Annotated in this window: 20 protein-coding genes; 9 read left to right on the plus strand and 11 right to left on the minus strand. The window is 68.3% G+C overall.

Going from position 1 to position 23,479, the window contains the following annotated elements; all coding sequences use genetic code 11:
- The first annotated feature begins 29 nt into the window (after positions 1-29).
- A complete protein-coding gene (locus tag C8K38_RS09700; protein ID WP_245220909.1) occupies positions 30-1,604 on the plus strand; it encodes an amidase in 1,575 nt (524 codons plus the stop codon).
- A gap of 16 nt (positions 1,605-1,620) precedes the next feature.
- Here the strand turns inward: C8K38_RS09700 and C8K38_RS09705 are convergent, their stop codons facing one another.
- On the minus strand, positions 1,621-3,066 hold the full coding sequence (locus C8K38_RS09705; protein WP_097211282.1) for a sugar porter family MFS transporter: 1,446 nt from the start codon (positions 3,064-3,066) through the stop codon (positions 1,621-1,623).
- A 172-nt stretch (positions 3,067-3,238) separates the two neighbouring features.
- The gene (locus C8K38_RS09710) at positions 3,239-4,603 is read right to left on the minus strand and encodes an HNH endonuclease signature motif containing protein (protein WP_097211283.1); all 1,365 of its coding nucleotides are present in this window, start codon (positions 4,601-4,603) and stop codon (positions 3,239-3,241) included.
- Positions 4,604-5,051: 448 nt separating this feature from the next.
- Between C8K38_RS09710 and C8K38_RS09715 the strand changes: the two genes are divergently transcribed.
- A complete protein-coding gene (locus C8K38_RS09715) occupies positions 5,052-5,822 on the plus strand; it encodes a transposase (RefSeq protein WP_097211284.1) in 771 nt (256 codons plus the stop codon).
- A gap of 117 nt (positions 5,823-5,939) precedes the next feature.
- Positions 5,940-6,638: a VOC family protein gene (locus C8K38_RS09720; protein ID WP_097211350.1), complete on the plus strand. Its 699-nt coding sequence runs from the start codon at positions 5,940-5,942 to the stop codon at positions 6,636-6,638.
- Between the two features lie 38 nt (positions 6,639-6,676).
- Here C8K38_RS09720 and C8K38_RS09725 read toward each other — a convergent pair whose 3' ends face one another.
- Positions 6,677-7,123, minus strand: coding sequence for a RidA family protein (locus C8K38_RS09725; protein ID WP_441346760.1), 447 nt, complete (start codon positions 7,121-7,123; stop codon positions 6,677-6,679).
- A 34-nt stretch (positions 7,124-7,157) separates the two neighbouring features.
- Here C8K38_RS09725 and C8K38_RS09730 point away from each other — a divergent pair, with 34 nt between their 5' ends.
- Positions 7,158-7,787 carry a TetR/AcrR family transcriptional regulator gene (locus C8K38_RS09730; protein WP_179800510.1) on the plus strand — a complete coding sequence of 210 codons (630 nt, stop codon included), beginning with the start codon at positions 7,158-7,160 and terminating at the stop codon, positions 7,785-7,787.
- 343 nt (positions 7,788-8,130) lie between these two features.
- Here C8K38_RS09730 and C8K38_RS09735 read toward each other — a convergent pair whose 3' ends face one another.
- Complete coding sequence (locus tag C8K38_RS09735) at positions 8,131-8,730, minus strand: TetR/AcrR family transcriptional regulator (protein WP_257017371.1); 600 nt, start codon at positions 8,728-8,730, stop codon at positions 8,131-8,133.
- A gap of 74 nt (positions 8,731-8,804) precedes the next feature.
- Between C8K38_RS09735 and C8K38_RS09740 the strand changes: the two genes are divergently transcribed.
- Positions 8,805-9,740, plus strand: coding sequence for an aldo/keto reductase (locus C8K38_RS09740; protein ID WP_097211288.1), 936 nt, complete (start codon positions 8,805-8,807; stop codon positions 9,738-9,740).
- A gap of 11 nt (positions 9,741-9,751) precedes the next feature.
- On the opposite strand, the gene C8K38_RS09745 is transcribed toward C8K38_RS09740, so the two are convergent.
- The 6 genes from C8K38_RS09745 to C8K38_RS09770 form a co-directional block, all read right to left on the minus strand.
- Positions 9,752-10,756 (minus strand): iron-siderophore ABC transporter substrate-binding protein, encoded by a 1,005-nt coding sequence (locus tag C8K38_RS09745; protein ID WP_097211289.1) that lies wholly within the window; start codon positions 10,754-10,756, stop codon positions 9,752-9,754.
- Positions 10,757-10,856: 100 nt separating this feature from the next.
- Positions 10,857-11,921, minus strand: coding sequence for an alpha/beta hydrolase (locus C8K38_RS09750; RefSeq protein WP_097211290.1), 1,065 nt, complete (start codon positions 11,919-11,921; stop codon positions 10,857-10,859).
- A gap of 153 nt (positions 11,922-12,074) precedes the next feature.
- Positions 12,075-14,180: a 3-hydroxyacyl-CoA dehydrogenase NAD-binding domain-containing protein gene (locus C8K38_RS09755; RefSeq protein ID WP_097211291.1), complete on the minus strand. Its 2,106-nt coding sequence runs from the start codon at positions 14,178-14,180 to the stop codon at positions 12,075-12,077.
- A 2-nt stretch (positions 14,181-14,182) separates the two neighbouring features.
- Positions 14,183-15,388 carry a thiolase family protein gene (locus tag C8K38_RS09760; RefSeq protein WP_097211292.1) on the minus strand — a complete coding sequence of 402 codons (1,206 nt, stop codon included), beginning with the start codon at positions 15,386-15,388 and terminating at the stop codon, positions 14,183-14,185.
- A gap of 70 nt (positions 15,389-15,458) precedes the next feature.
- Entirely contained in the window at positions 15,459-16,730 is a 1,272-nt protein-coding gene (locus tag C8K38_RS09765; protein WP_097211293.1) for an HRDC domain-containing protein, read from the minus strand.
- Between the two features lie 54 nt (positions 16,731-16,784).
- Entirely contained in the window at positions 16,785-18,209 is a 1,425-nt protein-coding gene (locus C8K38_RS09770; RefSeq protein ID WP_097211294.1) for a WS/DGAT/MGAT family O-acyltransferase, read from the minus strand.
- Positions 18,210-18,290: 81 nt separating this feature from the next.
- Between C8K38_RS09770 and C8K38_RS09775 the strand changes: the two genes are divergently transcribed.
- Positions 18,291-19,556 (plus strand): alpha/beta hydrolase, encoded by a 1,266-nt coding sequence (locus C8K38_RS09775; protein WP_097211295.1) that lies wholly within the window; start codon positions 18,291-18,293, stop codon positions 19,554-19,556.
- On the opposite strand, the gene C8K38_RS09780 is transcribed toward C8K38_RS09775, so the two are convergent.
- Complete coding sequence (locus C8K38_RS09780) at positions 19,525-20,118, minus strand: DUF3000 domain-containing protein (protein WP_077041436.1); 594 nt, start codon at positions 20,116-20,118, stop codon at positions 19,525-19,527. The genes C8K38_RS09775 and C8K38_RS09780 overlap by 32 nt on opposite strands.
- Before the next feature lie 115 nt (positions 20,119-20,233).
- On the opposite strand from C8K38_RS09780, the gene C8K38_RS09785 reads away from it, so the two are divergent.
- The 3 genes from C8K38_RS09785 to C8K38_RS09795 all read left to right on the plus strand — a co-directional run bounded on the left by C8K38_RS09785 (position 20,234) and on the right by C8K38_RS09795 (position 23,478).
- Complete coding sequence (locus C8K38_RS09785; RefSeq protein WP_097211296.1) at positions 20,234-20,926, plus strand: hypothetical protein; 693 nt, start codon at positions 20,234-20,236, stop codon at positions 20,924-20,926.
- A 102-nt stretch (positions 20,927-21,028) separates the two neighbouring features.
- Complete coding sequence (gene hemE / locus C8K38_RS09790; protein ID WP_373560240.1) at positions 21,029-22,126, plus strand: uroporphyrinogen decarboxylase; 1,098 nt, start codon at positions 21,029-21,031, stop codon at positions 22,124-22,126.
- Complete coding sequence (locus tag C8K38_RS09795) at positions 22,123-23,478, plus strand: protoporphyrinogen oxidase (protein ID WP_097211297.1); 1,356 nt, start codon at positions 22,123-22,125, stop codon at positions 23,476-23,478. The genes hemE and C8K38_RS09795 overlap by 4 nt, the downstream gene beginning before the upstream one ends.
- The last annotated feature ends 1 nt before the right edge of the window (position 23,479 follow it).

A 23,479-nucleotide genomic window follows, 5' to 3' on the forward strand; every position in this document is an offset into this window, starting at 1 on the left:
GTCCGCGTTCTGACGGCGAGAGGGTCCGGATGAGCACACTGGGAGTCGTTTTGGCGAGAGGGGAGCGGGCCGGTACGTCGGGTTCGATCGCCACGACGGATCCTGCTCTGCTGAGCGCGGTCGAGGCGGCGAGCCTGTTGCAGTCCCGCGAGCTGCATCCCCGAGAGTTGTTGGACGCGTACCTGTCTCGCAGCGCGGACCTGGACGGCGAGGTGTCGGCCTGGGTTCGGATCTACCCGGAGCTGGCGTATGAGCAGGCGGACCGGGCTGCCCAGCGTCTCTCCGTCGCCGAGGTCGCGCGCAACGGCGCGGCGCCCCTGGTGTGCGGCCTGCCCATCGCGCTGAAGGATCTGTTCGCGGTGGAGGGTCTGCCGCTGACGGCGTCGAGCCGGGTGCTCGAGGGCAACATCGCCGCGGGCACCGCCACCGTGGTTCAGCGCCTGAGCGAGGCGGGCATGGTCCTGATGGGGCACGCGCACACCCACGAGTTCGCGATCGGATCGTGTACCCCGCAGGTCGGAAACCCATGGGACACAACGGCGTCCGTCGGCGGTTCCTCGGGCGGCAGTGCTGCCGTGGTGGCCGCGCGGTTCGCGCCGCTCGCCACCGGCACGGATACCGGGGGGTCCATTCGCCTGCCCGCGTCAGTGTGCGGGGTGAGCGCCATCAAGCCCACCTATGGTCTGTGCAGCAGCTACGGCGTGATCCCCGGGATCTGGAGCCGCGATCACGTCGGTTCGATCGGCCACAGCATCGCCGATGCGGCACTGCTGCTCGGCTTCATGGCGGGATTCGACCCGCAGGACCCGGTGACCGCGACCGCGCCCACCCTGCCCGAGGGCGGATACTCTCTGGTCGCGCGCGGCGGGCGGAATCCTCTGGCGGGTAAGCGGTTCGGTCTTCCCAACGGAGTCGGCGAGGCATTGCCGGGCGCACTCGCCGCGGTCTTCGAGGGATTCATCGGACTCGTGCGCGAGCTCGGTGGGGAGATCGTGGGTGTCGAGATGCCCCCGCTGCCGGAGGGAATGCTCCCGGGGGACTACATCGAGGCCGGCGCCTACCACCGCCAGTTCTCCGACCGAACAGCCGATTACGAGCCGATGTCGGCGGCGATGATGGGCGGCGCCATCGCGATGTTGGCCGCACCGGTCTCCGAGTACTGGGACTTCCAGCGCTCACGGGCCGAGTATCAGCGTGCGTACAACCGGATGCTCGCGGAGAACCGGCTCGACTGTGTGCTGCTTCCCGGCACCAAGCTGGACGGTGTGAAGCGTCCGGAGAACGTGGTCGGCGATGTCGAGTGGGCGAATTACAGTGGCGCGCCTGCACTCTGCATTCCGGCGGGCCGATCGGCCGAGACGGGCATCCCGTTCGGCGTTCAGCTCGGCGGGCGGCCGTGGGACGAGGCCGGGCTGATCGCGATGGCCCTCGAACTCCAGGAGGCGCAACCGATCTGGCGGGAGATGGCGACGCTGTCCGGTGCCCCCCGTCAGATCCCGGCGGTCTCGGTCGGCACACCGGGGGAGGGTCCCGACCCGACCAACACCGACGCCGCCCCGGCCGCGTTCCGGATCGTCGCCACGACGGCCACCGACCGGATCTGACGTTCGGCGCCGGTGGTCAGCCGGCCGCCTCCAGGGTGCGTCCCCGGGTCTCCTTGACGAAACGCAGCACGACGAAGAACGAGATCGCGGACATCGCGGCGTACCCGCCGTAGGTGAGCGAGAGGTTCCAGTCCGCGAGCGTCGGGAAGGTCGAGGAGACCAGGAAGTTGGCGACCCAGTTGGCGGCCGTGGCGACGCCGACCGCGGCGGCGCGGACCCGGTTCGGGAAGAGTTCGCTGATCAGGACCCAGACCACGGGGCCCCAGGAGAAGGCGAAGAAGAACACGAACGCGTTGGCAGCCAGGAGCGCGATCATGCCGTTGGTGTCGCTGAGGGTCGCAACCGAGTCGCCGTCCGCGTCGGTGGTGATGGTGGCGGTGTGGAAACACACCGCCGTGATGGCCAGTGAGATGGCCATCCCCACTGAGCCGATCAGCAGCAGCGGTTTGCGACCGATCCGGTCGATGACCGCGATCGCGACGAAGGTGCCGAGAATGTTGACGCCTGCGCTGACGACGCTGATGAACAGTGACCTGTCCTCGCCGTATCCGACCGCCTGCCACAGGGTGCTGGAGTAGTAGAAGATCACGTTGATCCCGACGAACTGCTGGAGCGCGGCGAGGGCGATGCCGACCCAGACCAGGGGCGCCACCCCGAGCCGCTTCGAGAACAGTTCGCGGACAGTGGTCTTGGTCCGGTGCTCGCTCAGCGAATCGCGGATCTCGTTCATCCGGACGGTGACCGCATCGTGGTCGCCGCCCTCCAGCCTGGAGATGATCTTGCGGGCATCCTCGTCACGCGATCGGGCGACCAGGAACCGCGGGGACTCGGGGATGGTGAAGGTCATGATCAGGTAGAGCACGGCAGGAACCGCCTCGAGCGCGAGCATCCACTGCCAGGCCTCGACTCCCGCCAGCTTGCCCCTCGCCCCGCCCGCAGACTCGGACAACGCGTAGTTGATGAGCTGGGAGATGGCGATGCCGAGGACGATGGCGAGCTGGTACATGGAACCGAGGCGGCCCCGGATGGCGGCGGGGGAGATCTCGGCGATGTAGGCGGGCGCGATCACGGACGCGAAGCCGACCGCCACGCCGCCGAGCACGCGCCAGGCGGTGAGGTCGTAGACGCTGAACGGGAAGGCCGACCCGAGGGCGCCGACGATGAAAAGCACCGCGGCCACCTGCATCACCCGGATGCGGCCGAGGCGGTCGGCGAACTCGCCTGCGATCCATGCGCCGAGTGCGGCCCCGAGCAGTGTGAGGGAGACGGTGAGTCCCGTTCCGGCGGCGCCGATGTCGTACTTGTCACGGATGGCGCCCACCGCGCCGTTGATGACCGCGGTGTCGTAGCCGAAGAGGAAGCCGCCGAGTGCGGCCGCTCCCGCGAACATCACGGCGTGGGCGACGTCCGCCTTCGCCGCGCCCGACCCGGTGCCGCCGAAGGCGGTGTCGCTCTGTGCCATCTCTGACCCCTAGCGCGTCCCGCGGTCGACGCCCCATTGCGTCGTGCAACACCCGAGACAGTGTGGACGCTACGCCGATGCGGGTGCGATGTTGTCGATAAACGCCGCCCCGGATCGCGGCCTCCTTGTGGGGGTCGCGGTCCGGGGCGGTGCTTGTGTGGAGTTGGTGCGGTCAGCAGGCGAGTAGCAGCTGACTTCGGTTGTGGGCTGGGATGGGTTTTCGTTCGTGGTCGATCCAGTTCGGTGGGGTGAACCATGGGTGCTGGTCGTGGCCGATGTGGACCTGCCAGTCGCCTTTGTGGATGAGGGTGTGGTGGAACCGGCAGAGCAGTACCAGGTTCGAGAGTTTGGTTTCGCCGCCGTTCGACCAGTGGTGGATATGGTGGCCGTCGGTCCAGGCGGCGGGGCGGCCGCATCCGGGGAATGCGCATCCGCAGTCGCGGGCGTCGAGGGCGCGTCGGAGTCGGCGGGGGATGGTGCGGGTGGTGCGGCCGACGTCGAGTGGGTTGCCGTCGTCGTCCATGACGATCGGGGTGATCGAGGCGTCGCAGGAGGCGGTGACGGCGAGGCGGAGGCCGATCGGTCCGAGCCAGGGCATCCAGGCGGGGCCGCGGCGGATAAAGGATGAACCGAGTCTCGTAGTCGGCGGTGTCTTCTCATCGGGTTCTTCGCCTGTGCCGCGGGCGGCCTTGGCGAGGTCGCCGAGGCCGACGAAGACGGTCATGTGGGGGCGTTCGCCGCCTTCGCCGGGGGCGGTGCCGGTGTCGAGGTAGTGGCGGATGATGTCCGCGAAGGCGTCGGCTCGCCGTTGGGGTGCGGACCGGGCGTCGGGTTCGCGCTCGCCGCTGGTGGTGGTGCGGCCGGGTTGCGGCTTGGACAGTGCGGACAGGGCGGTCATGAGTTGTTCGCCGGTGGCCTTGTCGAAGTGTCCCTTGACGCGGAGGCGGCCACCGGCGGTGCGGGAGGCGAAGAACTCGTTGAGTTTCTCGTTCTCGTCGTCGGGAGGGTTGGTCTCGTCGGGTTGGAGCATCGAGGCAAGTCCGGCGACTCGTCTGCGGGTGTCTTCGGCGCTCTCCCTCGCGCCGTTGGTGAGGAGGTACTTGGTGCATTGGCCGGCGCATTCGGCGGCGGGGTCGTCGAAGTTTCCGCCGTTGGCGGAGTTCTTGATGTCGGCGGTGTAAGCGGGGACCTTGAGGAGTAGTCCGATGATCGACTGGGCCTGTTCGGTGTCGATGTCACCGTTCTCGAAGGAGGCCTTGACGTCGGGGAAGCGGTCGAGGTCGGCGCCCAGCGACATCACGCGTTTGGCGTGGCCGGGGGTGAGTTTCGATGACTCGGCGAGCCAGCTGACGGCGGATGAGGCGCCGGTCAGAGTGACCGCGCCGCGGAAGGCGGCCTCCTGTGCCAGTCGCACTCGCAGCGCCTCGAGCTGGCGGATCCGCCTAGAGAGTTTCGGCACCAGGGCTGCGAGTTCACGCTCGTCGATCTGCCACGCGACCACGTCCTGTGGTCGGTCGAGCAGCTCGGAGAGGTGCATGAATCCATACTAATCGAACATATGTTCTATCACAATGGTGGCGGCCGCCTGACATGGAAATGTTGTGACCACGGCTGGTGACCACGTTGTGAACGTTCACCGGAGATCGGGGGGCTGGTGTGCGGGCGTCAACGAACAAGTCGGCGACGGTTGGCGACGGATGTGAACCAACACGCCGGTTCGAACACGAGCCGCCCCGCCATACAAGTCGGAAGTTCACTCGACCGGCCGGAGGGTTGGCTCAAAGAGGGTTCTGCCTCACCACGGTCTCCGTCCGCAGCCTGGCTCAACACAGGAACGTCACCGGACCTTGGTGAACGGAAGTCGGAATGCCGGCCGCGGATACCCCCATCCACTCGGCACGGAGGACAGCCCGGGTGCGGGAGCTCCCCCGCGGGGGCCTCGGCGCAAGGACGACCGCATCGACGCGGCCGCGGCCGCGTGTGTCGTGTTCAGTCAGGGCGACTTCCGGCCGGTCGCCCCGGAAGGGCACACCGACTTGCTGGCGATCCTCGATGAACGCAGCACCGACCTGGTCAAACAGAACGGCCGGCTGGTCAACCAGCCCCACGCCGTCCTCCGCGAGCTCTTGCCGGGCGGGATCGAGCGCGACTTCGCCACCGAGGACGCCCCCACACAACTCAAGCGGTTGCGGCCCGAGACCGCGGCCGACGCGATGCGCAAAAACATCGCCCTCGAGATCGTCGGTGACCTGCGACGAATCCGATTCCAGATCGACGACCTCACCACCCGCATCAAGACCGAACGCGCCGCCAGCGGCACCCAGCTACCGAAGATCCCCGGCGTCGGCACCGTGACCGCAGCCCGCATCCTCGCCCGCACCGGGAACCCCACCCGATTCGCCAACGAGGCCGCCTACGCCAGCTACACCGGCACAGCCCCCGTCGAAGTCGCCAGCGCCGACAAACAGCGCCACCAGCTCTCACGCAGCGGCGACCGCTCCCTGAACGCCGTCATCCACATCGTCGCCGTCACCAAGCCCGAACACCCAGCAGCCCCGGATACGCTTACCACCAACGGAAAATGGCCGAAGGCAAGACCTCACGTGAGGCCATGCGATGCCTCAAACGGCAAGTCGCGAAACGCCTATGGCGCACCATGCGCGACGACTTCGAACAACAGCTGGTCCCCGTGTCGCTGTCTGCGTAGCCCGCTTCGTGCCCAAGCGGAACAGTTGCTGCCGTCGGCGGGTTTTTGACGTCGTGGTCGGCCGTGTTGAATGCCCGCAGATAGCGCAAATCAGCGGATGACCAGGGAAAGTTGGGGTTCTCACTTTCATGTGCACGCGGTGGATTCGATCTTTACCGTCGGGGGCATGACTGAGAAGACGATTCCCGCGCTGAAGGCCCGGTCGATTGATCCGGTGGCCGATTTCTACACTGCCTTGGGGTTTGAGATCACGTTCCGGCAGACGGCGCCGTACCAGTTTCTGAGCGTGCAGCGTGGGGGTATCGAGCTGAACTTTTATGGAGACAAGGACTTCGATCCGATGTCCTGCGCGCATGGCTGCCTGGTCAACACCGATGACGTCGACTACTTGTACGCGGTCTTCACGCAGGGGATGCAGGAGGCCTTCGGGTCAGTCCCTACACAAGGGGTTCCGCGGGTGGGTGCGTTGAAGGATATGAGCTACGGGGTCCGACAGTTTCTGATGACCGATCCCGGTGGAAACACCATCCAGATCGCCCAGCCGATCAGTGAAGATCAACAGCACCGGCCGTTGCCGCAGAACACATTCGACCGGGCAATCCACATGGGCTCACTGTTCGCCGATGCCAAGCAGGACCTCGAGCTGGCGGTGAAGGTCCTCGACCGGGCCCTGCATCGCAGCGACGACGAGCCGACCCCCGTCCAGCTCGTGAAGCTGCTGGTGCTGCGGGCCGACGTGGCGGTCCGCCGACGTGAGCTTGACCTGGCCCGAGAACTGCTGGCCCGCGCAAGAGAGACGGCGGACGGTGGACCAGAACTGGCTGATGACTTGCGGCGGGCGGCGGAGCTCGAAGCTGGGCTGTGAGCAGAATCCAGGCGCCCGGCGAGCCTAGGATGCGGAAGCTAGGAAAGTACCGCTGTCGCTTCGACTTCGACCATGAGATCCGGTTCTCCCAGGGACGCGACTCCCAACAGCGTGATCGGCTTGACCGGGTCGATACCCATCTTCTCGGCCGCTCGGGTCACGCCCTCACCCAGGAGTGCCATCTTGTCCGGGGTCCAGTCGACAACGTAGATGGTCAGCTTCGCGACGTCATCGAACGACCCGCCGATCTCGTTGAGAGCTGTTCCGATGTTGAGGTACGCCTGCTCGACCTGTGCGGCGAAGTCGCCGTCACCGACCGGTCTTCCGTCTGCATCGCGAGCGACCTGTCCTGCAAGGAAAACGATCTTCGAGCCCGTCGAGATTGACAGTTGCCGGTAGACGTCGGGCTTCGGCAGTCCTTCAGGGTTGATCAAGGTAACTGGCATTTCAACTCTCATCTCTGTCCGGGCCAGGCGATCGGTCACGAGAAAACATAGCAGCGTTATGTATTGTTTTGGCGTGGTTAGAGTGAAGGATCCTGCGATTCGGGAACTGTTGGTGGAGCGAGCGGCCCGGCTGCTTCGTGCCAGGGAGCCGATCACGATTCGTGTACTCGTTGCTGGGACCGGCGTATCCACGATGGCCGTCTACACCTACTTCGACGGCATGGACGGCTTGTGGATGGCCGTGCGGCAGGAAGGATTCACACGGCTGGCGGCGATTCTCGAGAAGACTCCAGTCTCCGACGATCCCATTCGGGACTTGGTTGCCCTAGGTTCCGCATACGTATCCAATGCGTTGGCGAATCCTGACCTCTATCGCGTCATGTTCGACGACACCATCGAACTCGAAGATCCTCTGGCCGCAGATGAAACCCTGAGCTACCTCGTTCGCGCTGTAGAACGAGCAAAGCTCGCCGGGCGACTATCCGACGCGGTTGTTGCGCCGGAACTTGCCACCCAATGCTGGATCATCGGCCACGGGCTGACCTCACTCGTTGCGACCGGACCTCTCGTGAGGGAGGTTCTCGAATACGGCGCAACCATGTTGACCGCTCTACTGATCCGCGCTGGCGATGAGCCTGTGCAGTGCGAGCGTTCTGTAGCGGCCGGATGGGGAGCGCATCCCCTCAGAGTTAGTGAGGTCTAACGGTTGTTCGGAGTTGGCGTGGGTCGACGCTTCCCTCGTCGACCCACGCCAAGATCAGCGGTCCGGTGTTCGAATGTTCCACCTCTTGACAGAACACGCAGGTACCCTCCCCAGCGGTCATGGTCGGCCCTGAATGCGGAGACGAGCGCCGTGATCGTCAAGATCGCCCATACGGCCACCATTGCCGTCCAAGCGATATCGAATCCGATCGGCACCATTGGCTCGGTGTCCATCGCGAAGTCCCCCCCTGGTCGACCGAATGAGATTCACGATCTCGCGCAGTGGGGGTGTGGTCAAATGCCCGTGGCCTGGCTTCACGGGACGTAGAGCGCGGTGGTCGGCCCTACGTAGGATTTCTGGGCGCGAGCGTGGCGAAGGATTGACGAAGGAGCTCCACGGCATCCTTGGTCTCGTCGGGCTCGGCCCAGGCGGTCAGCGCAACGTCGAAGCAGGCCAGCGACGCCTGTACCAGTGTCTGTGCTCGCAGTACTGCGAGATCGCCGGCTAGTCGCTCCTTCGCGAGCGGGTTGAGCAGACCTGCCCACAGCAGGTGCTTCTCGAGGTTGCGGGCGCGTAGGGAGGCCGCGCTCGTCAGAACGCGCATGGTTCTCTTGGTTCGTTGTTCGTCCCTGTTCGGTTGAGCCAGCAGGGCTTCGAAGGACGCACGCAGAGAATCCCAGACCGGTTCATCGGCCGGCCGCGCGGCGAAGGCGTCGCGGACGAACTCACCCCAGGGGATGAGGTCGCCGATGACTGTGTCTTCCTTGGCCGGGAAGTAGCGGTGGAAGCTGCGGGCCGAAATGCCCACCTCTGCGGCGATCTGCTCGACGGTGACCGCATCGAAACCCTGCTGGGCGAACAGGTCTATCGCGACCTCGGCGATCCGTGCGCGTACGGCCTTGCGCGTGATGTCGCGCAGGCCCGGATTCGATGAGCTTTCCACGATGGAAGCGTACAGTGCCGGAAGTGTCAGAGGCTGACACCTGTGACTGGCTGTGACAACAGAAGGGCTTCATCATGGACATCCGCACTCTCGGCAGTCAGGGCCTGGCCGCTGCCGCTCTCGGCTATGGGGCGATGGGTACCGCCACGGGCTATGGCCCCACCGACGACGCCGAGTCGATCGCCGCGATCCGAAAGGCCCATGAGCTCGGCGTGACGATGTTCGACACCGCCGAGATGTACGGCTGGGGCGAAGGCGAGAAACTGCTCGGACAGGCGCTCGCACCGATCCGCGACGACGTGGTCATCGCGACGAAGTTCGGCTTCACCCGCTCCTTCGGTCTCGACTCGCGCCCGGAGCACATCCGGGAGGTGGTCGAGGCCAGCCTGCGCAACCTCCGCGTCGACACGATCGACGTGCTCTACCAGCATCGCCCCGACCCGAACATCCCGATCGAGGACGTGATCGGCACCATGAAAGAGTTCGTCGAGGCAGGCAAGGTCAAATATCTGGGGCTGTCCGAAGCGGACGAGTCCACCATCCGCGCCGCGCACGCGGTACACCCGATCTCGGTGCTGCAGACCGAGTACTCGATCTTCGCGCGCGACGTCGAACCCCTGTTTCCCGTCCTCGAGGAGCTCGGTATCGGATTCGTCGCCTATTCACCGCTGGCTCGGGGCTTCCTCAGCGGCGCGGTGGCCTCCCGCGAGAGATACGACGCCAACGACTTCCGTCAGTACATCCCGTGGTGGGCGCCCGAGAACTTCAATGCCAACATCGCCATCGTCGACGAGTTGACCGCACTTGCCGGAAGCAAGGGCGCCACGCTCGCGCAGCTGTCACTGGCGTGGTTGCTGACCCGCGACGACTACATCGTGCCGATCCCGGGATCCCGCAACCCGCAGCGCGTCGGCCAGAACGTCACCGCGGCCGAACTGGAGCTGACTCCCGACGATCTCGCGATCATCGACCAGATCGCCCCCACGGGTGGCGTCGGCGGTCGCATGTAGGTAGCGAGACCTCAGCCGGCGCGCTGCGCGGCCTCCGACAGCTGCGGGACGATCTTGTCGAGCACCCACGGGACGCTGAGCACGTTGACGTTGCTGAGTCCGGCGATGACCTGCTGATCGCTGAGGAGGACGGCCGAGCCGCGCTGAACCGCCCCGAGCGAGGCGATGGCCGGGTTGCCGAGCGGATCTGTCGCGCCGTCGGTGAAGGCCACGATGACGTCCGCATCGATGTCGTGCACGTTCTCCAACGAGATGTCCTGGTAGAACTTGCCGCTCTCGTTGGCCGCGGCGAGCTTCTCCACGCCGGGGGCGTTCACGAAGCCGAGCTCGGTGAGCACCTGGACCCGCGGATCCGTCGGCAGGTAGACGTTGGCCTCACCCGCGCCGGTGTCGAAATTCACCACCGCGAGGGTCTTTCCCGCGAACTCGGGGTGCTGGGATCCGGTGTCGGCCAGGGTCTTCCCCAGCCCGTCGATCAGGCCCTCCGCTTCGTCTGGCTTGCCGACCGCCTCACCGATGATGCTGGTCTGGTCCTGCCACGTCGTCTGCCAGGCCTTGCCCGGATACGCGACGGTGGGGGCGAGCCGGCTGAGCTTGTCGTAGTAGGCCTGGTCGAATCCCTCGTACGGCGCCAGGATCGCGTCGGGGGCCAGGGCGGCCAGTGTCTCGATGGACGGCTCGCCTGCCTGCGGGTCGTCGAACAGCGTGGTCTTGTCCGCGTCGTAGTACTTCTCGGCCCACGGCATCACGCCGTTCGGGTTGGCCCCGTACACGTACTTCGGCTGGCCCACGGGCGTGAGGCCTAGCGCGTAGAGCACATCCTGGGCGTTCCAGCCCATGGTGACGAGTCGGTCCGGCCTCGCCTCGAGGGTGGTGGTACCGAAGGTGTTCTCGATTCTCACCGGGTAGGTGCCGTCGCCGGCCGCGGCGTCGCCGGAGTCTGCGGTGTCGGAGGCGCAGCCGACCAGGGTGGTGGCGGCGAGGGCGGCGATGCCGAGACGAAAGAGTGAACGCATAAAGGGGAGCCTAACCTAACTCTATTGGCTCCGGAAACCGGTCCGCGCCCCGGGCGAGGTGCCTGGGGCGCGGATCCGAGAGGTGAACCCTATGGACGACTCAACCGATGTTGGCCGACAGGTCGGGAATCATGCGGTAGACCTGGTCCTCCCAGTTCTTCCAGTTGTGGACTCCCGTGGCGGGGTAGTCGTAGTGGACGTTGCCTGCGCCGATGGTGGCCATCCGGACCTCGAACGCGCGGGTGTTGGCCAGTGCCAACGCCTCCAACGGAACTGCCTGCACGATTCCGAGTGCATCGTTGACGTCTCCGTTGCCGGGGAGCGCGCTGCCGGAGGAGATCCACAGGCGGGTGTTGTTGTCCTTGAGGCGTGGCGCGAACACAAACGGATCCATCCGGAGCCATTGTGGACCCCACGGCGGTGCCATCGCGTCGATGTTGAAGCCGCCGGCGGAGATCATCGCGACGCGCAGGGCTTCACGCATGCCGGGCGCGGAGTTGTTGAGGAAGCCGGAGTACGAGCCTGCAAAGCTGAACTGCTGCGGGAAGTACGCGGCGAGGGTCAGCGCGGCGCTGCCGCCCATGGACAGACCGAACACGCCGTTGCGGGTGGATCTGAACCCTTCCCGCTTGGCCAGCTCGCTCGGCAGCTGTCGGGTCAGGAACGTCTCCCACCTGTAGGTGTTGACCTTTCCGTCGGCGTCGGCCGCAGCATCCGAGCTGCCCATCCCCGACGACCCGCTTGAGCTGCCGGTGGAGGAACCGAGGTCTCCCGGGCCCCAGGTGCTCGGCGCGTTCCAGTCCGCGTAGAAGCTCGACTCTCCACCGACCGGCATCACGACGTTGATGTTCGCGGCGGTCAGCGCGTGGGCGACGTTGGTCTCGATCTCCCAACCATTGAGGTCGTTGCGGGCGCGCATCCCGTCGAGGGCATACACGACACGATTGGTGTTGCCGTCGGCCGCGCGGAAGATCCGTGACTTGATCGGCCCCATGTCGGAGTTGACCCAGAAGTCGTAACCGAAGTTCGGATCGAACGCCGCGTTCGCGGTGCCAACGGGACCTGCTACCGACACCCCGAGCGGTAGCACGATCGCCATTGACACCAATATCGAGCGTTTGAGCCTCGAGACGGCCCTCCCACCCCTGAGACGTCTGACTCGCATTCTGTTATGGCCTTTCGTCGGTGCGGCCATCCACAGCCGCCGTTCACGGGCACCCTGCACCATAACGCTGTAACGGCGGCGAGACCCAGCGAAACGGGCGCGGCGCGGGAAAGTTCCCGCGCCGCGCCCGTTTCGTGATGTGTGCCGTACCAGCTAGACGCTCGCGACGCCCGGCGCCAGGAAGCGCTTGCCGTTCACGGCCTCCGAGGTGCCGGTCCGGTCCAGGTACGGCGTGATGCCGCCGTTCCAGAAGCCGAAGCCGCCACCGAGGATCAGGCAGAGGTCGATGTCCTCGGCCGCCGCGACGACACCCTCGTCGAGCATGATCGCGATCTCCTCGGCGAACGCGCGACGCGTGCGCTCGAGGACCTCCTCGGCGGTGGACGCCTTGTCGCCCTGGGGCCACAGCGCGGCGACCTCGGGGTCGACGACCTGGCCGTTCTCGCCGTAGGTCCACACGCCGGGCTTGCGGGCCTCGACGAGCGCCTCGAGTCCGGGCGAGCTCGTGAACCGCTCGGGGTACGCGGCCTGCAGGGTCTCGCCGGTGTGCAGCGCGACCGCGGGACCGACGAGGGCCAGCAGGGTGAACGGGCTCATCGGCATGCCCAGCCCGCCAACCGCGTTGTCCGCGACGTCGAACGGGGTGCCCTCGTCCACCGCGGTCATGACCTCACCGAGGGTGCGGGTGACGAGGCGGTTGAAGACGAATCCGGCCTTGTCGCCGCACAGCACGGCCGACTTCTTCAGCGTCTTGGCGGTGGCGAAAGCCGTTGCCAGCGTAGCGTCGTCGGTCTTGGCGCCCTTGATGATCTCGAGCAGGGGCAGCACCGCGACGGGGTTGAAGAAGTGGAAGCCGACGACCCGCTCGGGGTGCTTGAGGTCGGCCGCCATGTCGGTGATCGACAGCGACGAGGTGTTGGTCGCGAGGATCGTCTCGGGGGCGATGAAGTCCTCGAGCTCGGCGAAGATCTTCTTCTTCAGGTCGAGGTTCTCGAAGACGGCCTCGATGACGAAGTCGGTCTTGGCGAACGCCGACTTGTCCAGCGAGCCGGAGACCAGTGCCTTGAGGCGGTTGGCGGCGTCGGCGGACAGCCGTCCCTTGCCCTGCAGCTTGTCGATCTCGGTGTGGACGTAGCCGACGCCCTTGTCGATGCGCTCCTGGTCGATGTCGGTGAGGATCACCGGGACCTTGAGCTGGCGCACGAACAGCAGCGCGAGCTGGCTGGCCATCAGGCCGGCACCGATGATGCCGACGCCGGTCACCTTGCGCGCCAACGACTTGTCCGGCGCGCCTGCGGGACGCTTCGCCCGCTTGTTCACCAGGTCGAAGGCGTAGAGGCCTGCGCGCAGCTCGTCGGCCATCAGCAGGTCGGCGAGCGCCTCGTCCTCGGCCGCGAAGCCGGCGTCCAGCGAGGCCGGATCGGTGAGGTCGGTGCCGCGGGCCAGCTCGAGCAGCTCGATGGCCCGGACCGCGCCTGGGGCGTTGTTCTTCGTCTTGCCTGCGACGATGGCCTTCGCGCGGGCGATGGCGTCGTCCCAGTCCTTGCCACGGTCGATCTCCTGGCGGGCCGGGGTGATCTCCCCCGCGAGGACCTGCGCGGCCCAGCCGAGGGACTGCTCGATGAAGTCGGCGGAACCGAACACCGCGTCGACGACGCCGAGCTCGAGGGCCTTCTTCGGGTTGATGACCCGGCCGTTGTTGAGCGGGTTCTCGATGACGAGGGTGACCGCCTTGTCGGCGCCGATCAGGTTCGGCAGCAGCTGCGTGCCGCCCCACCCGGGAACCAGGCCGAGCATGGTCTCGGGCAGGCCGAGCGCGCCCGCGCTCTCGGATGCGGTGCGGTAGTGGCTATGCAGCGCGACCTCGAGGCCGCCGCCGAGCGCGACGCCGTTGACGAAGGCGAAGGTCGGAACGGTGGACTCGCGCAGGCGACGGAACACCTTGTGGCCTAGTCGGCCCAGCTCGAGGCCCTGCTCGCGGCTGGTGATGGACGGCACGCCCTTGAGGTCCGCGCCCGCGGCGAAGATGAACGGCTTGCCCGTGATGGCGATCGCCGTCGGGTTCGCGGCGAAGGCCTCGTCGAGCGCGGCGTCGAGCGCGGTGAGTCCGCCGGGGCCGAACGACGACGGCTTGGTGTGGTCGAAGCCGTTGTCGAGGGTGATCAGGGCGACCTTGCCCTCGATCCCGGGGACGGACACGAGCTTGGTGAACGCGTTCGTCACGACCTCGTCGGCGAATGCGGTTGCGATTTCAGACATGGTTACTTGGCTCCGTCGAAGTTCGGGTTCTCCCAGATCACGGTTCCGCCCATGCCCAGACCGATGCACATGCTGGTCAGGCCGTAGCGGACGTCGGGACGCTGGGCGAACTGGCGGGAGAGCTGCGTCATCAGACGCACTCCCGAGGAGGCGAGAGGGTGGCCGCACGCGATGGCGCCGCCCCACTGGTTGACGCGCGGGTCGTCGTCGGCGATGCCGTAGTGCTCGAGGAAGGCGATGACCTGGACGGCGAAGGCCTCGTTGAGCTCGAAGAGCCCGATGTCCTCGATCTTCAATCCGGTACGGGCCAGCAGCTTCTCGGTGGCAGGGACCGGTCCGTAGCCCATCACGGCCGGGTCGACGCCCTGGTAGGCGAAGCCGACCATGCGCATGCCGATCGGCAGGCCGAGCTCGAGGGCGGTGTCCTCGCCCGCGAGGATCGCGGCGGTGGCGCCGTCGTTCAGGCCCGCCGCGTTGCCTGCTGTGATCCGGCCCGCGGGACGGAACGGGGTCTTGAGGCCGGCGAGGTCCTCGACGGTGGTGCCGGGGCGCGGCGGCTCGTCCTCGGTCGCCAGGCCCCAGCCTGCGGCCGAGCGGGTGGCGACGGGCACAAGGGTGTCGGCGATGAAGCCGGCCTTCTTGGCTGCCTCGTACTTGTTCTGGCTGTTCACGGCGTAGGCGTCCGTGCGTTCCTTGGTGATGGTCGGGAACCGGTCGTGCAGGTTCTCGGCGGTGTTGCCCATCACCAGCGCGCTCTGATCGACCAGGCGGTCGGCCAGGAAGCGCGGGTTGGGGTCGGCGCCCTCGCCCATCGGGTGACGGCCCATGTGCTCGACACCACCGGCGATCACGACGTCGTACTGGCCGAAGCCGATGCCGGACGCGGTGGTGGTGACGGCGGTCATCGCGCCCGCGCACATGCGGTCGATGGCGAAGCCGGGCACGGTCTCCGGGAGGCCGGCGAGGATTCCGGCGGTGCGGCCGATGGTCAGGCCCTGATCGCCGGTCTGCGTGGTCGCGGCGATGGCGACCTCGTCGATGCGGGCGGGGTCGAGCTGCGGGTTGCGGCGGAGCAGTTCGCGGATGGCCTTGACGACGAGGTCGTCGGCACGGGTCTCCGCGTACATGCCCTTCGGTCCGGCCTTGCCGAACGGGGTACGGATGCCGTCGACGAAGACGACGCTGCGCTGTGATGCGGGAGCAGCCACGCTGGATTCCTCCTGGCTGGAGTGGACGAACGGCCGGACACGACGTCCGGCACGTCCACTCTAGCGCGTATTACTCACCAGTAACATGGGTGGGTGCCGTGCGCAGTGCCTCCGCGAGCAGGGGGGCGGTCAGCTCGCGCTGCCACGGCCTGGCACCGCCCGCCGCCAGTGTCTCGTCGATCTCGGCGGTCACCCGTGTGAGGTCTCCTGGATGATCGGCGGGATCGAAATCCCAGCACAGGCGCCGGACGAGCTCGGGGGTGAGCAGGTTCTCCACCGGGACCTTCACCCGCTCTGAGAGTTCGGTGATGGCCGCGCGGGCCGCCGTCAGCCGTTCCGCGGCCTCGGGATTGCGTCGTGACCAGCGGTTGACCGGCGGCGGACCGGTGAACGGCTGCGTGACAGGGGGGAGGTCCTCGGGCGAGAGTGCCCGTGCCCGTTCGAGCGCCTGCATCCACAGCGCAGAGGACCGGCGCTGACGAGGTCCGCCGAACACCGGCAACGCCCGCAGCGCGTCGACGGTCCTCGGGTCGGCGGTCGCCGCCGCGACGATCGCCGAGTCGGGCAGGACCCGCCCCGGCGCGACGTCGCGCTTGCGTGCCAACTCGTCCCGTGCGGTCCACAGTTCGCGCACCGCGGCCAGCTGGCGCGGCGACTTGAGGGAGTGGATCTGCGACGTGCGTCGCCAGCGGTCGGGCTTGGGCTTCGGCGGGCCCGCGAGCCGCACGTGCTCGAATTCCTGCGCGGCCCAGTCGGTCTTGCCCTGCGACTCCAGATCCTCGGCGACGGCGTCGCGCAACTCAAGGAGCACCTCGACGTCGAGTGCCGCGTAGTTCAGCCAGGTTTCCGGCAGCGGGCGGTTGGACCAGTCGTCGGCCCCGTGCCCCTTCTTCAGTTCGAACCCGAGCGTGCGCTCGACGATCGCGGCCAGACCGACCCGCTCGTAGCCGGCCAGCCGGCCCGCGAGCTCGGTGTCGTAGAGGGCGGCGGGCCGCATGCCGAGCTCGTCGAGCCCGGGGAGATCCTGATCGGCCGAGTGCAGCACCCATTCGAGCGGGTTGATCACCTCGGCGAGCGGGGCCAGGTCGCCCGCGATCGGGATGGGATCGACCAGGACGGTGCCCGCGCCGGCCCGCCGGAACTGCAGCAGGTAGGCGCGGTTCGAGTACCGGAAGCCGGATGCGCGCTCGGCGTCGACCGCGAGCGGGCCGGTGCCCGCGGCGAGCCGGTCGACGGCCGCGGCCAGCAACCGGGTCGAGTCGACGAGCTCGGGGAGCCCGCCTTCGGGGGTCAGGAGCGGCACGGCGGTGCGCTCGGGGGCCTGGTCGCTGACATCGGACATGAACAATGACCTTACGGCGCGAACCCGGCCGCTTCAGCAGACGCCGGGTGCGCGTCACGTCCGGGCGGACGTGGCCTTGCGCTTGCGGGTCTTGGCGCGGGCGGCCTTGACCATCTCGTCGAGGGCGGGCCCGAAGGCGTCGGCCAGGTCCCACAGCTCGGGAGCGAGCTCCGGGCAGGACATCAGGCCGACGTTGAGCCTGCCGTCGAGGGACATCACCGTCGCGTTGAGTCCGGCGCCGTGGAAGATCGGTCCGAGCGGGAACATTGCCACGATGCGCGCGCCGAGGAGATACAGCGGGACCGGCGGACCCGGGACGTTGGAGACCACCAGGTTGTGCACCACGGGATGGCGTTCGGCCAGCTTGAGCGAGGAGTAGACCCGCATCGCCGGGCCGAAGGCCGCGGGCGCCGCGAACTGGGACCAGTCCTGGAGCAGGCTGGCGCCGAGCGAGGCATTGTGCGACTTCACCATGGTGTTGTGCGCGTTGGCCTCGGTGAGCCGGGTGACGGGGTCGCCGATCTGCGTGCCCAGCTGGGTGAACATCCCCGAGATCTGGTTGGTCCCCGGCCGATCGGAGGTCTCGTGCACCGAGACCGGGACCATCGCGACCAGCGAGGTGTCGGGCAGCTCGTCGCGGTCGGTGAGGTAGCGGCGCAGCGCACCGCCGACCATCGCCAGCACCACGTCGTTGACCTTGACGCCGAAGGCGTCCTTGACCAGCTTGACCTTCGCGAGATCCAGCTGTGCGTAGGCGATATTGCGGTGGCCGGTCAGCGCCCCGTTGAGGGAGGTCCGCGGCGCGGTGAAGGGCGCGGGCATCGCCTCGCCGCGTCGCGCGCGGGTGATCCATTTCGGCAGCAGCGCGAGCCCGCTCGGCAGTGCCCTGGCCAGCTGGAGCGGGCGGCTGACGAAACCGACCAGGCCACTGACGGCGAGATCGAGGGTGTCCGCGTCGCCCGCCGTGCGCTGGTCGGGGTCGACCTCCGGTCGCGGCGCGTCGGGGGACAGCCCGCACAATTGCGCCATCATGCTCGCCCCGGTCACGCCGTCCACGTTCGCGTGATGCATCTTCGACATGATCGCGACGGTGCCGTCCTCGGAGCCCTCGATCACCCACATCTCCCACAGGGGGATGGTGCGGTCCATCTGTTGGCCTGCGATGTGACCGCACAGGTCGGCGAGCTCCTTGCGGCCGCCGGGGCCGGGTACCGCGATCCGGTGCACGTGCCGGTCGATGTCGAACTCGGGGTCGTCGACCCAGACCGGATGGTCGAGGTTCAGCACGGAGTCGTGCAGTTTCCTGCGGAAGACGGGCATGCCCTGTGCCCTGGCGGTGAGCTCCGACTTGAAGGAATCGAAGTCGTACCCGCCCGGGATCGTCGAGACGTCGAGGACGATCAGCCCGCAGACGTGCAAGAGCTGGGTGGGGGTCTCGAGATAGAGGAACGTTGAATCCAGACCGCTCAGTCTCTCCATGTCCCAACTTTAGAGGCGCTTCTACTATTGAATCGGGTGAACGGAAAAGCCCGCTTCGGGCGCAGGGGTGAAAGAGGTCACATGACACGGGGTTTCCTGATCCGGCAGGCGGTCAACGCGGCGCTGACGGCCAACGCGCTGCGACCCGTCCCCGGTATGTGGGCCTCCGTGCCCGCCTTCCTCGCCGGCTGGCTGACGTCGGAACTGGCGCCCCAGCAACTCGGGGCGACGGTCCTCGACGCGGGTGTCCACCTGGCCCGCCACGGCGTGTCCACGCGTAGCGACCGGCTGGGTCTCGCGCTCGCGGCCGTGTCCGCTGCCGGGCTGACGGCGGCGATGGTCTCGTCCCGTCGCGCGGGGCAGGAGATGGCGGACGCACTGCGCGAGATCGGCGTGGACGATCCCGGTGCAGGCAGCCCCATCGACTGGCGCTCGAGCAGCAGGCCGTTCCGGATGCTCCGCGAGGATGTCGCGAGGGTCAGCAACCTCGAGTACGCGCCCGGCGGTGCCCGGTTCCGCGTGGACGTCTACCACCACCGCGACCTACCGCCGAACGCGCCGATGCTGCTGCAGATCCACGGCGGCGGCTGGGTGATCGGCAGCAAGGACCATCAGGGCCTGCCGCTGATGGTGGAGCTGGCCTCCCGCGGGTGGGTGTGCGCGGCGGTGAACTATCCGCTCTCGCCGCGCGCCAGCTGGCCCGCCCATCTCATCGCGCTCAAGCAGGCCGTCGCCTGGCTGCGGACGAACGGCGACAAGTACGGCGGCGACCCCGATTTCCTCGCAGTGACGGGCGGCTCGGCCGGTGGGCACCTGGCCGCGATGGTCGCGCTCACCGCCAACGACCCCGGGCTCCAGCCGGGTTTCGAGGACATCGACACCTCGGTGTCGGCCTGCGTACCGATGTACGGGGCCTACGACTTCGCCGCGGAGACGGGCATCAGGCAGGTGCGGGCCCGTGTCGAGTCGAGGATCAGCGAGATGGTGCTCGGCAAGGGCGCGCGATTCCCCGAGGACTACCTGGCCGCGTCGCCGCTGGCGAAGGTGCGCGCCGATGCGCCGCCGTTCCTCGTCGTGCACGGGACCCACGACTCGCTGCTGCCGGTGGCGGAGGCCAGGGAGTTCGTGGCGAGGCTGCGGGCTGTCTCGACCAGCCCGGTCGCCTATGCGGAACTGCGCGGCGCGCAGCACGCCTTCGACATCTTCCACTCGATTCGCAGCGACCAGGTGATCCGCGCGATCGCGGCGTTCCTCGATTCGGTCCGGGCGGGCAGGGCGTCCGGCGCGGAGCCCGCGCAGCGCCCGCACACTGAGCTCAACCCTTCGACGGACTCCCGAGCTGGGTGACGCCGACCGGCGGCAGGCCGGCGGCGTAGGCCAGCACCTCGCAGAACGCCTCCACATGGGGGCCGAGTTCGATGGAGGTCGCGGTCCATGAGGCGCGCAGTTCGAGCTGATGCGCGTGCGGCGGTCCCGCGATGTCGCCGTACCGCACCGAGCTGGTCGCGGTCACGGTGCCGCCGAGCGCGGTCATCGGTTCACCGCGGGTCTCGAGCGCGTCTACCAGCCAGCTCCAGGCGACCTCCGGCAGCAGCGGGTCCGCGGCGAGATCGGCGTCGAGGTCGGCCTGGATGTACGCGACCAGCCGCATGGTGCCGTTCCAGGCCTCGTCGCCTTCGGGGTCGTACAGCAGGATCAGCCGTCCGAAGGCGTCACCCTCGGACTGTTCGGCCACGATGTCGGACTCGGGATGCCGGACCTCGGCGCCGAGCGCGTAGCTGTACGGAGCCAATCGCTGCGGTGGCCGGATCGGACCGATCTCGATCTGCGGGTGCACCGCGGCCTTCTGCATCGCAGCTATCGCGCTGCGAAACTGAGCAGGCTCGGCAGGGGATCCCGACGTGGTCACAACGCGGACGTTAGACCTGCCCCGATCCTCGCCGGTGGAGGCGCGCCGGTTCTAGCGGCATCGGCTCCCGGCGCTCCGCGTCGCGCGTTGCTCCCGCCGAAGGCATCATGAAGAGGTGGACCAGCTGCTCGGGTTTCTCTCGCACTCCTGGTGGCTGCTGTTCGTCTTCGGCGGCAGTATCGGCGGGGCCGTGAAAGCAGTCGGCGCGGCCAACCGGCGCCGCGCCGAGCGGCGACTGGAGCGCTACCGGCTGAAGCAGCAGACGAAGATCGAGATTGCTCGCGCCAAGGCGCAGATCCACACCGACGAGCGGACCCAGCGACGCGAGATCGCCAAGATCGTCGACGAGCACGATCAGACCGATGCGCGCTGGTTCGGCTACGAGATGAGCCTGGTGACGCTGCTCGACTTCCCGATGATCACGGACATGCGCGAGCCGCTGACGGTCGAGTTCCACAAGGCCAAGCGACGCGCGGACCTGCTCCGGCCGGAGGACCCGGAATCGATGGTCGGCAACCACGAGGCGCAGGTCGAGTACCGCGACGCCGTGCATGGCTACGCGATCGCCTTCGATGTCTGCGAAGCGGAGGCGAAGCGACGGCGTCGCAGCGGATTCACCGCTCGCGAGCAAGAGCGGCTGGTCCGTGCCCAGCGGCTGCTGCGGCTGGCCATGGACGAGGGGGCCACCCAGGAAGAGCGGCAGAGCGCGTATGCGAAGGCGCGTAAGGACCTCGACGGGCTGATCGTGCTGCCGGCCGGTGCACGAGCACAGCTCGAGCACCGGATCGCAGGCCAGATCGGTGCATGAGTCGCCCCGGCCTGCCCGCCACGGCTGGAGTCGGGTTCCCGGTCGCGGATCTGGCAGCATGACCGGGAAAGGAAACTTGGCGGGCGACGAGCGTTGGGACATATGAGCGACCTGGAAGACACGAATGCGGCCATGACCACCGGCGCGCAGTACCCGTACCGGCGAATGCTGCCCCAGGCTCCGCTGCTGGCGGCCGCGACCGGGCGCACACCGGCACACCGTCCGGTGTGGTTCATGCGGCAGGCCGGCCGGTCGCTGCCCGAGTACCGCGAGATCCGGGCCGGGATCGGGATGCTCGAATCCTGCTTCAATCCCGAGCTGGTCTGCGAGATCACCATGCAGCCGGTCCGCAGGCACGGGGTGGACGCGGCGATCCTGTTCTCCGACATCGTCGTCCCGCTCAAGGCGGCGGGCATCGACCTGGACATCGTGGCAGGCACCGGACCCGTCGTCGCCTCGCCGATCCGCTCGGCGGCCGATGTCGCGGCGCTGCCGCGGCTGCGCACCGAGGAGGTTGGCGCGGTCACCGCGGCGATCTCGCTGCTCACCAAGGAACTGGGCGAGACCCCGCTGATCGGGTTCGCGGGGGCGCCGTTCACCCTGGCCTCCTACCTGGTCGAGGGCGGTCCCAGCCGTAACCACGAGCGCACCAAGGCGCTGATGCACTCGGATCCGCAGACCTGGCACGCGCTGCTCGGATCGCTCGCGGACACCACGATCACGTTCCTCAAGGCGCAGCTGCACGCAGGCGTCGACGCGGTGCAGCTGTTCGACTCCTGGGCCGGTGCGCTCTCGCTCGCCGAGTACCGCCAGTTCGTGCTGCCGCATTCGGAGCGGGTGTTCGCGGAGGTCGCCGAGGCAGGAGTGCCGCGGATCCACTTCGGTGTGGGCACCGGCGAACTGCTCGGTGCCATGGGCGAGGCGGGCGCCGACGTGGTCGGCGTCGACTGGCGGATCCCGCTCGACGAGGCCGCCCGCCGCGTCGGCCCCGGCAAGGCGCTGCAGGGCAATCTCGACCCGGCGGTGTTGTTCGCCGGCTGGGATGCCGTCGAACGCGAGGTCCGCCGGGTGGCGGGCGAGGCGGACCGGGCCCTCGCGGCGGGTGCGATCGGCCACATCTTCAACCTCGGCCACGGGGTGCTCCCTGACACCGATCCGGGCGTGCTGACCGCGGCGGTGGAGCTGGTGCACTCGCTGTGACATCGGTCGCCGTCATCGGTGGGGGCATCTCCGGCCTCGTGGCCGCGTATCGACTGCGTCAGCGGCTCGGGCCCGACGCCGTCATCACGATGGTCGAGGCGTCGGGGCGCGTCGGCGGCAAGCTGCGGACCACGCAGTTGGCCGGCGACGGCGTCGACGTCGGCGCGGAGGCCTTCATCGCGCGGCGGCCCGAGGTGCCCGCGCTGCTCGCCGAACTCGGCCTGTCCGACCAGATCGTCGCCCCGGCCGGGGTGCGCCCGCTGATCTGGTCCGGGGCCACGCTGCACCCGCTGCCAGGGGGCACCCTGATGGGCATCCCGGCGGGACCGGAGTCGATGGCGGGACTCGTCGATGAGCAGACCCTGGCCCGGATCGCTGCCGAGCCGGGCGTTCCGCTGGACTGGCGGCCCGGCTCCGACACCGATGTCGCGACCCTTGTCGGTTCCCGCTTCGGCGAGCAGGTGGTGCGTCGCTCGGTGGACCCGCTGCTCGGCGGCGTGTACTCGGGACTGTCGGACTCGATCGGCGTGCGCGCGGCGCTGCCGACCCTGGCCGCGGCGCTGGACCGCGGCGCCGCCAGCCTGTCGGCGGCGGTCGCCGAGGCGATGCCGGGGCCGAAGCCCGGCCCGGTGTTCGGCGGGCTTCGCGACGGCTACGGCGTGCTGCTCGACGCGCTGAAGGAAAGGGCAGCCGCGACGGTGCTGCGCGCGGACGCGTCGGGCCTGTCCCGCTCGCCCGGCGGGACGGGTTGGTGGATCGATCCGGTCGGCCGGGTCGACGGCGTGGTGCTGGCCGTGCCGGCGCCGTCGCTGGCCGCGCTGCTGTCCGAGGTCGCGCCCGTCGCGAGTGCGGCCGCCGCGCAGATCCCGCTGGCCTCGTCCGTCGTCGTCGCCCTCGCGCTTGCCGATGCGGCGCCGCTGCCGCAGAACTCCGGCATCCTGGTCGCCACCGGGGAATCCGTGCGCGCCAAGGCATTCACGCTGTCCAGCCGCAAATGGCCGCACCTGGCCGAGCGCGGCGGGGCGCTGGTGCGGGCCTCGTTCGGTCGGTTCGGGGACGCCGACATCGTCGACGCCCCCGACGCCGAACTCGTCGCGGCCGCCCGCGCGGACCTCGAGACGGTCACCGGCCTTCGGGTCGATCCGGTCGACGCGGTCGTGCAGCGCTGGCACGGTGGGCTGCCCCAGTACGGGCCGGGCCACCTCGACCGCGTGCAGGTCATCGAGGAGTCGATCGGCGCGCTGCCCGGGCTCGCCGTCGCGGGGGCACTGCTGCACGGCGTCGGTGTGCCCGCCTGCGTGGCGGCGGCGACGACGGCGGCGACCACGGTCGCGGAGCAGATGGCACGATAGA

This window comes from Rhodococcus sp. OK611 (assembly GCF_003050885.1).
GTDB classification, from domain to species: Bacteria; Actinomycetota; Actinomycetes; order Mycobacteriales; family Mycobacteriaceae; genus Rhodococcus_G; species Rhodococcus_G oryzae.

Coding starts and splice junctions, on each gene's coding strand:
- C8K38_RS09710 (WP_097211283.1), bottom strand. CDS start 4,603: ATGCACCTCTCCGAGCTGCTCGACCGACCACAGGACGTGGTCGCGTGG.
- C8K38_RS09775 (WP_097211295.1), top strand. CDS start 18,291: ATGACACGGGGTTTCCTGATCCGGCAGGCGGTCAACGCGGCGCTGACG.
- C8K38_RS09705 (WP_097211282.1), bottom strand. CDS start 3,066: ATGGCACAGAGCGACACCGCCTTCGGCGGCACCGGGTCGGGCGCGGCG.
- C8K38_RS09720 (WP_097211350.1), top strand. CDS start 5,940: ATGACTGAGAAGACGATTCCCGCGCTGAAGGCCCGGTCGATTGATCCG.
- C8K38_RS09755 (WP_097211291.1), bottom strand. CDS start 14,180: ATGTCTGAAATCGCAACCGCATTCGCCGACGAGGTCGTGACGAACGCG.
- hemE (WP_373560240.1), top strand. CDS start 21,029: ATGAGCGACCTGGAAGACACGAATGCGGCCATGACCACCGGCGCGCAG.
- C8K38_RS09765 (WP_097211293.1), bottom strand. CDS start 16,730: ATGTCCGATGTCAGCGACCAGGCCCCCGAGCGCACCGCCGTGCCGCTC.
- C8K38_RS09750 (WP_097211290.1), bottom strand. CDS start 11,921: ATGCGAGTCAGACGTCTCAGGGGTGGGAGGGCCGTCTCGAGGCTCAAA.
- C8K38_RS09770 (WP_097211294.1), bottom strand. CDS start 18,209: ATGGAGAGACTGAGCGGTCTGGATTCAACGTTCCTCTATCTCGAGACC.
- C8K38_RS09745 (WP_097211289.1), bottom strand. CDS start 10,756: ATGCGTTCACTCTTTCGTCTCGGCATCGCCGCCCTCGCCGCCACCACC.
- C8K38_RS09700 (WP_245220909.1), top strand. CDS start 30: ATGAGCACACTGGGAGTCGTTTTGGCGAGAGGGGAGCGGGCCGGTACG.
- C8K38_RS09740 (WP_097211288.1), top strand. CDS start 8,805: ATGGACATCCGCACTCTCGGCAGTCAGGGCCTGGCCGCTGCCGCTCTC.